The organism is Azotosporobacter soli (assembly GCF_030542965.1).
GTDB classification, from domain to species: Bacteria; Bacillota; Negativicutes; order SG130; family SG130; genus Azotosporobacter; species Azotosporobacter soli.
On sequence record NZ_JAUAOA010000001.1, the window covers coordinates 432,184 to 439,945 of the forward strand.

The following is a 7,762-nucleotide window of genomic DNA, read 5'->3' on the forward strand; positions in this document are numbered from 1 at the left end:
AAGGCGCCGATAAAAAACGGTCCCGACAGGCAAAAAGCCTGCCGGGACCGTTTCTCTGTTATTCGACGATTACGTCATCGTACTTGAAGAGGCCGAGCGGCGTCAGTTTGAGGCCGCTGACGCCTTTGCGGCTGACGACGCCGAGGCTGGGGTGATAAATGAAAATCCAGGGCGCGTCCTTTACGATTTCCCTTTGGATTTCGCGGTACTGTTCCTTGCGACGCTTCGGATTGATGATCGTCATCGCGTCCGCAAGTTTCCGGTTGACCGATTCGTTGTTGTAACTGGAACGGTTCGTCTTCAGGCCCGGCGCAAAGAGCGGTTGCAGAAAATTATCAGCATCTCCGGTATCGGCAATCCAACGCGCCACATATAAATCACAGCGCTCGCGGATCAGATTGACGTCGAGATAGTTTTTGAACGGCACGGTCACAAGCGAACATTTGACGCCGACTGCTTCCAGATCCTGCACCAGCAGTTTCGTCATCTGATTGAACACAGAATTTTCCATGCCTTCGCGATACAAAATGCGCAGCGGCTGACCGGTAGCCTGTGCGCCAGCCTGCGCGATCAGCTCCTTGGCTTTACGGACATCATATTCATAGCCGCGCAGTCCCGTATCCTCGAGAATCGCGGGCGGCAACGGCCCTTTCGATTCACTGCCTAAACCGCCCAGCACCTGCGCGATGATCTTCTGCTTGTCCACCGCATGGTTCAGCGCCTGACGCAGCCTGACGTCTTTCAGCCACGGCGAGGCGGACATCATGTTAAATCCCGCATAATAGCTGCCCATGATGCTGCTCGGCCGGATGACGGTTTCCGGACGGCCTTTCAGCTTGTCGAGCGATGCCTTATTGTCGACGAAGATGAAGTCGTACTTTCCGGCGATAAAGCCATCCGCCGGATCCTCGCCCGACAAGTCGACCCGTACTTTCGCAGCATACGCCTCACCGTTGAAGAATTCAGGGAACGACGTCATGTCGCAGTGATCCTCTTTCACGTCGAGGATATAGGGTCCGCAACCGACGAGCTTACCGCGTTCCACTTCTTCTTTCGCAAGGACGGCGCAGTAAAACTGGCCGAGATTGAGCAGGAAACCGCTGTAGGGCGAGGAAAGGCGCAAACTGATGCGATAGCGGTCGAGCACCTCTATGCCCGCCACGCTCGATGCGCGTCCGGCCATGAATTCTTCCGCCCCGGCCACATATTGCAGGCACCAGGAATTCGGCGAATTCGTCTTCGGACTGAGCAGCATCTCATACGTATAGCGGATGTCTTCCGCCGTGATCTCCCGCCCATTGTGAAACTTTGCGCCGCGGCGCAAATTGAATACCCAGGTATCTTCGCCTTCCAGATGCCAGCTTTTCGCAATGCCCGGCGACAGATTCCCGGCCGCGTCGATCGACAGCAAGCCGGCATGCGAATTCGAGAGGATGTGGCCGCCGATGAATTCAGACGACATCGTCGGATTAAAGGTTGAGATCTCTTTGGGCAGACAAGTGCGCAGCGTCACGCCCAAAGAAGAGGGACTTTCGACTTTGTTCAGCATATGCTCAGTAAGATTTTTCAGGTTGCCGGACGCATCGCTGAGCGCCGCCAGTGAGGTATTGACGAACTGGATATAAAGCGACGCCAGTTCCGTATCGCTCGTCAGGCGGCGGAACGCCTCGCCCATGCTCTGCGTCGAGTCGACCACGTTTTCGAGGCTGCTCGTCTGTTTCGAGATCGCCATGTGGATCTCTTCGTAGACATCGCTGTTCTTCTTCACCGTATCGATGATCGTGTTGAACACCTTGGCTGTTCCGTCAGCCGTTTCCGAGCCGTCTGCCACGCGATGAATGATCGTATCCATCGATTCAAGCGTACGCGCCAGACTGCAATTGATCTCTTGGATCGTTTGGTTGATATAGCCGATCGATTCATCGCTGCGCTGCGCCAGGTTTTTCACTTCCTGCGCGACGACCGCGAAACCGCGTCCGGCTTCACCGGCCCGCGCCGCTTCGATCGAGGCGTTGAGTGATAACAAATTCGTGCTCTCGGTGATGTCCTTGATCACGCTGAGCAGCTGGTTGATATGCGCCGCCTGGCCGTTCAGATCGTTGACCACGCTTTTGGCCGCTTCCACCGCCTGACGGATTTCGTTCATCGCGCGTATCGATTCGCCGACGGCGACGCTGCCTTCCTGCGCCACATCGATCGTTTGCCGGGCGATATGCTTCGAACTTTCCGTGCTGGCGAACACTTCTTGCGCCAGCGCCGAATATTGGGTGATCTCATCGACGACCTTGTCGATGCTTTCCATCTGCCGTTCCACCGAACCGGCGATGCTGTCCGTAATCTCAATCAGGCTCTCGGCGGCGATGCCGGTCTCTTCGATCTTATTGCCGATCTTCGCGACCACGCATTTTTGATTATGCTTCAGCGTCGCCAGCTCATCGCCGCTCTGCTTCGCAAGCGTCTGTTTTTCCGGCACGTCCCGTACCACATCTTCGGCCTGTCGTTTTTTAAAAGAAAAAAACATATCCGTCCCCACCTTCTTCGCTCCGTCTTTCCTGGCAACCCGTTATCCGTTTTTGTGCTCACGTTCCTTATTATATTTCATTTTACGACAAGATTCTTCTGAAAATTCAACTTATCTAATTTTCGTTCACTCCTCACTACCCGTCGCTCTTTTTATTGTTCAAAGCTGACAATCAAAAGCGGCTCTTACCGGACGTCTGTCCGCAAGAGCCGCTTTTCCCCGATTTAAAGGCTTAATTCCTCATAACGGGTAACGATATGTTCGACGATGCCGTATTCTTTCGCCTGTTCGGCATCGAGCCAAAAATTGCGCTGTGTGTCTTTTTCCACCTTCTCCAATTTCTGACCGGTAGCTGCGCTAATCATCCGGTTGATGCGACCGCGCATCTTCACGATCTCATCGGCTTCGATCTGGATGTCGCTCGCCTGCCCTTGCACGCCGCCAAGCGGCTGATGAATCATATAGCGCGTGGTCGGCAGCGAATAGCGGTTCTCTTTTTCCGCCGCCAGGAAGATCGTGATGCCCGCGCTGGCGACCCAGCCGGTTCCGATTACGATGACGCGCGGTTTGATAAAACGAATCATATCATGAATCGTATCGCCGGCTTCGACATGTCCGCCCTGGCTGTTGATGAACAGTTTAATCGGTTCATCGCCCGCCTCCTGCAAAAGCAGGAGCTGCGTCATCACTTTTTCCGCCAGCGACTGATTGATTTCGCCCGCTATGATGATCGATCTTGTCTTTAAGAGTTGTTCCTGCAAACGTGCCTTGCCGCCTTTTTCTGCTCGTTCCATTTGTCTGCCCCCTGTCCTTTTCTCTCTTTCTCTTATATTCTGCGCCTGCGCGCTCTACCCTTTTAATCACAGCGCGTTTTCCTAAAAAAGCGGCTGCTTTTCTCTCCCGTAGTCACCGACAGGCTCTCTGCTTTGTCCGTCCCAGGCTTGCTTTTTTCCGCTTCATCCTTTATTCTGTTTATCTGATTACTATGAAGGAGCGAGATTTGATGTTTGCAAAAATGATCCGGACCAAAAGCATCCGCCACATCCTGCAACAGGCGGAAAAAGGCGGCGGACTGCGCCGCACCCTCGGAGCCTGGGATCTTGTCTTACTCGGTTTAGGCGCCACCATCGGCACCGGCATCTTCGTTCTGACCGGCATCGCCGCCGCGACGCATGCCGGTCCCGCTGTCGTTATATCTTTCGTCATTTCCGGCATCGCCTGCATCTTCGCCGGGCTCTCTTACGCCGAATTGGCATCCACCGTACCTCTCTCCGGCAGCGCCTATACGTATTCTTACGCAACGCTGGGCGAATGCCTCGCCTGGCTGGTCGGTTGGAATCTGGTGCTCGAATATGCGGTCAGCGTAGCCAGTGTGGCTGCCGGCTGGTCCGCTTACGTCACCGGGCTGATCAACACGCTCTTTGACCTGGAACTGCCCAAAACGTTCACCGCCTGTCCGTCTCTGGGCGGCATCATGGACTTGCCGGCCTTCGCAATCGTCATGCTCCTCACCTATTTGCTGGTGCGCGGCATCAAGGAAAGTACTAAGGCCAATAATCTGCTCGTTTACGTCAAAGTGGCCGCCGTCCTTTTATTTTTGGCGCTCGCTTCGCCGCATGTCAAGCTGAGCAACTGGACGCCGTTCATGCCGCTTGGTTTTTCCGGCGTGACCTCCGGCGCTGCGCTGGTGTTTTTTGCCTATCTCGGCTTTGACGCGGTCTCCACTTCGGCCGAAGAATGCAAAAACCCGCAGCGCGACTTACCGCTTGGTCTGATCGGTTCCTTGCTTGCCTGCACCGCACTTTACATCCTGGTATCCGGCGTTTTGACCGGCGTCGTTCCCTATCAGGAACTCGACACGGCAGAACCGGTCGCCTATGCTTTGAAAGCTTTGGGCTATCGAATGGGTTCGGCACTCGTGGCCATCGGTGCAATCACCGGCATCACATCCGTTCTGCTCGCCACCCTGTACGGTCAATCGCGCATCTTCTTCGCGATGTCGCGCGACGGTCTGATTCCGCCCGCCATCTGCAAGATTCATCCCCGTTACGGCACGCCGTACATCATCACCTGGCTGACCGGCTTTCTGGTCGCCATTGCCGCCAGCCTGTTTCCGATCGACGAAGTGGCTGAACTCGCCAATATCGGTACGTTCTTCGCTTTCGTTACCACCTCGCTCGGCGTTTTGGTTCTGCGTAAGACGAAGCCTGACCTACACCGTCCCTTTAAATGTCCGGCAGTCTACCTTGTCGCGCCGATCGCAGTCCTGCTGTGCGGCTATCTATCGCTCCAATTGCCGGCCGTCACCTGGTGGCGTTTTTTAGTCTGGTCACTGCTTGGCCTTGTCTTCTATCTTACTTACGGCATCAAACACAGCCGCCTGAACACGCATCCGGATGAAGCGGAGCAACGTCGCTCGGCCTAAAAAAATTCTTCCCTCCTTTCCTTCTTCGACTCTTCGTGTAAAAAACGTCCCGCTTGCTTTTGTTTTTTCGACAGTCTACACGCACCGCTTTGTCCGGTGCGTCTTTTTTTATCCGGCAGCAATCTTGGCAGCTTCTTGATAGCCTCTTGATACTAACTGGATATTTCCTCACTATACTGAACACAACAACGAAATTGACCGCAACAAGCGGCAACGAAGGAGGCATTCTTATGAACCTGTTTAACAAAAAAAATCTGACCGCCCTGGCAATCGGCGGACTCTTACTCAGCGGTATCGCGGCTCCCCTCGCCGTACAGGCGGCGGAAAATCCCCGCCCGCTTACCGTCGAGCAGCGAATGGGCGAGCGGAGTAAAATGACGCAGGAGTTCGGCGCACAATTCGGCATCAGCGAAAGCGAAATGCAGTCCTACCGTGAAAAAGGCGTCAGCATGCGCGATCTCGGACACGCTGCGATGCTGGCGAAGATCAGCGGCAAGCCGCTGGCCGACGTCATGGCTGCCAAAACACTGAACACGTCCTGGAAAGACCTGTCCCAATCGCTCGGCGTAACGCCGCAGCAAATGAAAGCGGCGCGCCAGGACATGATCGCCAGCCGCATGGAAAGCAAACTGAACATCAACAAGCAGACCAGCCTTGACCTGATGAACCAGGGCTACCGAACGAAGGATATCGCAGTCGCCGGCCTGCTCGCAGCGGATACCAATAAGTCGATCACCGATGTCTTAAGCCAAAAGAAGATCAACAATTCCTGGCATGACGTAGCAAATACGCTCGGCGTCAGCGATGAAACCTTTCAACAAAACATGCAGACGCTGCGCCACGCCGTTCCCCCTATGGGCGGTCACAAAGGCCCGCGCATGACGCCAAACTTCTAAAATAGAAAGCCCCGGCAGCAAGTCGGGGCTTATCCCTGTATCAAGGAAGCAAACCATAAGCATGGAGGAAGGTATGGATGAAAAAAACAGCCAGTCTTTTATTAACCGCGCTGCTCTTTGTCGCACTGAGCGGCAGCGCCTTCGCCTGGTCACCGGAGCTGGAAGGCCGTCCGGATTCCTTTCATCCGGGCGACAGCCGCGGCTACTTTATTTGGCATGATGAACACGGGCTACACCTGCGCACCGCCGCCAAGCTGCACGGCCATCAATTCAGCGGCGTGCTTCGTACCGACGGCCATTTTGTCGACGTACGCGGTACACGGCTCGAAGCGGACGACTCCTACAGCCTTGGTCATGAAGAGCATCGCGTCACATTCCATTTTGACACCGGCTCCGGCGGCGTGGACGGCATCGATTTTCGCGTCAGAGGCGGCGACAAGGTGGTGTTCGATCTGTATATGGACGGCCATAAAGTTGCGACGGACGAGATCAGCGGCGGCAGCAGCAACTGGCATCCCGACTCGCACCGCTTTGAGATTTTCCGCTAGTATAAAAGAATGGTTTCGGCAGCATTTGCGCCGAAACCATTCTTTTTGCTATCGCTTCACTTTTTATTCACATTTTACGCATATGTTTTTCAAATTCACTTGCTAGACTGCAATAAGAACAAAGCAATACGGGAGGCGAATTCATATGAACATGACCCACTACATGGAACTACTGGCCACAAACCAACCCTGGAATCTGATTATCTATATGCTGATCCCCGTGGCCTTGGCAGAAGCGCTGGTCGCAACCGAATTCTTCGTCGTATTCAAGCGTCAAACAAGCGGATCCTTGCGCAATTGGAACAAAGGACTCGGTATCGTACTCGGCTTTTACTTTCTCGGCGTTTTCCTCTACCTGCTCACAACAACGGTTCCGTTTATTGAGTGGCGCGGCAGCGCAGACATAATCGCGGTCGGCTCCTACTTAAGCGGCGTAATCCCACTTTTTTCGATTGCGTTATTGGAAATGGGCTTGCTTGCAAAGGGGCAATCCGCTGAAGACAAAATGAAACTGCACTTTTTGCTGCTGACCTTGTTCCTGATCGTCGCACATGTCGCAATGGTGTTCGGCATGGTCGACCCTCGCATTTTAGGCTGGACGCCAGGCGCACCGATGCATCATCCGATGTAACGTTGCGGCGCAAATCAATACTGGAAGAAAATCAGGACCACCCGTCTAACGGGTGGTTTGCTTTAGCCCTATAAGGGCATAATACTGGCTGAGTCTCAAGACTCGCTGAATAGTCCGCCAACCGCATAGCCTTTTCAGTCTACCCCTAAAGGGGTCTTATTTCGACTTTTTTGCTGGCTCACCCGTGAACGGGTCAACTAGCTCTTTCAAAGTAAGTTGCTCGGCGATCACATCGTCTTTTAACTGATTTTTGATATACTCTTCAATTGCTTTTTTATTTCGACCTACTGTATCTACATAGTATCCTTTACACCAAAACTGTCGATTGCCATATCGATATTTCAAGTTCGCATGCCTATCAAATATCATTAATGAACTCTTTCCTTTTAGATACCCCACAAAACTTGACACGCTTATTTTCGGCGGTATGCTTACCAACATGTGAACGTGATCCGGGCAAGCACTTGCTTCTATAATTTCAACACCTTTATGTTCGCATAGCTTTCTCAGTATAACTCCGATATCACTTTTTATTTTCCCATATATGATTTGTCTTCTGTATTTCGGTGCGAAAACTATATGGTATTTGCATTTCCATTTTGTGTGTGCTAAACTGCTGTTATCCATTTTGGATACTCCTCCTTTGTTAGTTTATGCGGTCGGCAAACCTGCATTTATTCTAGCAAAGGAGGCTTTTCTTTTCTACTTATAGCTATAAGCTTTCCGGAACCACACGCCTAG

The 7,762-nt window shown here is 53.1% G+C and carries 7 protein-coding genes; 4 read left to right on the forward strand and 3 right to left on the reverse strand.

Translation table 11 applies throughout. The features are described 5' to 3' along the window. Positions 1-58: 58 nt before the first annotated feature. The gene (locus tag QTL79_RS01970; RefSeq protein WP_346353249.1) at positions 59-2,521 is read right to left on the reverse strand and encodes an ABC transporter substrate-binding protein; all 2,463 of its coding nucleotides are present in this window, start codon (positions 2,519-2,521) and stop codon (positions 59-61) included. Between the two features lie 224 nt (positions 2,522-2,745). Continuing rightward, a complete protein-coding gene (locus tag QTL79_RS01975; RefSeq protein ID WP_346353262.1) occupies positions 2,746-3,351 on the reverse strand; it encodes an ATP-dependent Clp protease proteolytic subunit in 606 nt (201 codons plus the stop codon). A 173-nt stretch (positions 3,352-3,524) separates the two neighbouring features. Between QTL79_RS01975 and QTL79_RS01980 the strand changes: the two genes are divergently transcribed. The 4 genes from QTL79_RS01980 to QTL79_RS01995 all read left to right on the forward strand — a co-directional run bounded on the left by QTL79_RS01980 (position 3,525) and on the right by QTL79_RS01995 (position 7,021). Beyond that, positions 3,525-4,946, forward strand: coding sequence for an amino acid permease (locus QTL79_RS01980; RefSeq protein WP_346353250.1), 1,422 nt, complete (start codon positions 3,525-3,527; stop codon positions 4,944-4,946). A gap of 230 nt (positions 4,947-5,176) precedes the next feature. Further along, positions 5,177-5,842, forward strand: coding sequence for a hypothetical protein (locus tag QTL79_RS01985; RefSeq protein ID WP_346353251.1), 666 nt, complete (start codon positions 5,177-5,179; stop codon positions 5,840-5,842). 77 nt (positions 5,843-5,919) lie between these two features. Then, complete coding sequence (locus tag QTL79_RS01990) at positions 5,920-6,390, forward strand: hypothetical protein (RefSeq protein ID WP_346353252.1); 471 nt, start codon at positions 5,920-5,922, stop codon at positions 6,388-6,390. A gap of 145 nt (positions 6,391-6,535) precedes the next feature. Then, on the forward strand, positions 6,536-7,021 hold the full coding sequence (locus QTL79_RS01995) for a DUF6803 family protein (protein ID WP_346353253.1): 486 nt from the start codon (positions 6,536-6,538) through the stop codon (positions 7,019-7,021). Between the two features lie 156 nt (positions 7,022-7,177). On the opposite strand, the gene tnpA is transcribed toward QTL79_RS01995, so the two are convergent. Continuing rightward, positions 7,178-7,648, reverse strand: a complete 471-nt coding sequence (gene tnpA, locus QTL79_RS02000; protein ID WP_346353254.1) for an IS200/IS605 family transposase — start codon at positions 7,646-7,648, stop codon at positions 7,178-7,180. Positions 7,649-7,762 lie beyond the last annotated feature (114 nt).

Coding starts and splice junctions, on each gene's coding strand:
- QTL79_RS01970 (WP_346353249.1), bottom strand. CDS start 2,521: ATGTTTTTTTCTTTTAAAAAACGACAGGCCGAAGATGTGGTACGGGAC.
- tnpA (WP_346353254.1), bottom strand. CDS start 7,648: ATGGATAACAGCAGTTTAGCACACACAAAATGGAAATGCAAATACCAT.
- QTL79_RS01990 (WP_346353252.1), top strand. CDS start 5,920: ATGAAAAAAACAGCCAGTCTTTTATTAACCGCGCTGCTCTTTGTCGCA.
- QTL79_RS01980 (WP_346353250.1), top strand. CDS start 3,525: ATGTTTGCAAAAATGATCCGGACCAAAAGCATCCGCCACATCCTGCAA.
- QTL79_RS01995 (WP_346353253.1), top strand. CDS start 6,536: ATGAACATGACCCACTACATGGAACTACTGGCCACAAACCAACCCTGG.
- QTL79_RS01985 (WP_346353251.1), top strand. CDS start 5,177: ATGAACCTGTTTAACAAAAAAAATCTGACCGCCCTGGCAATCGGCGGA.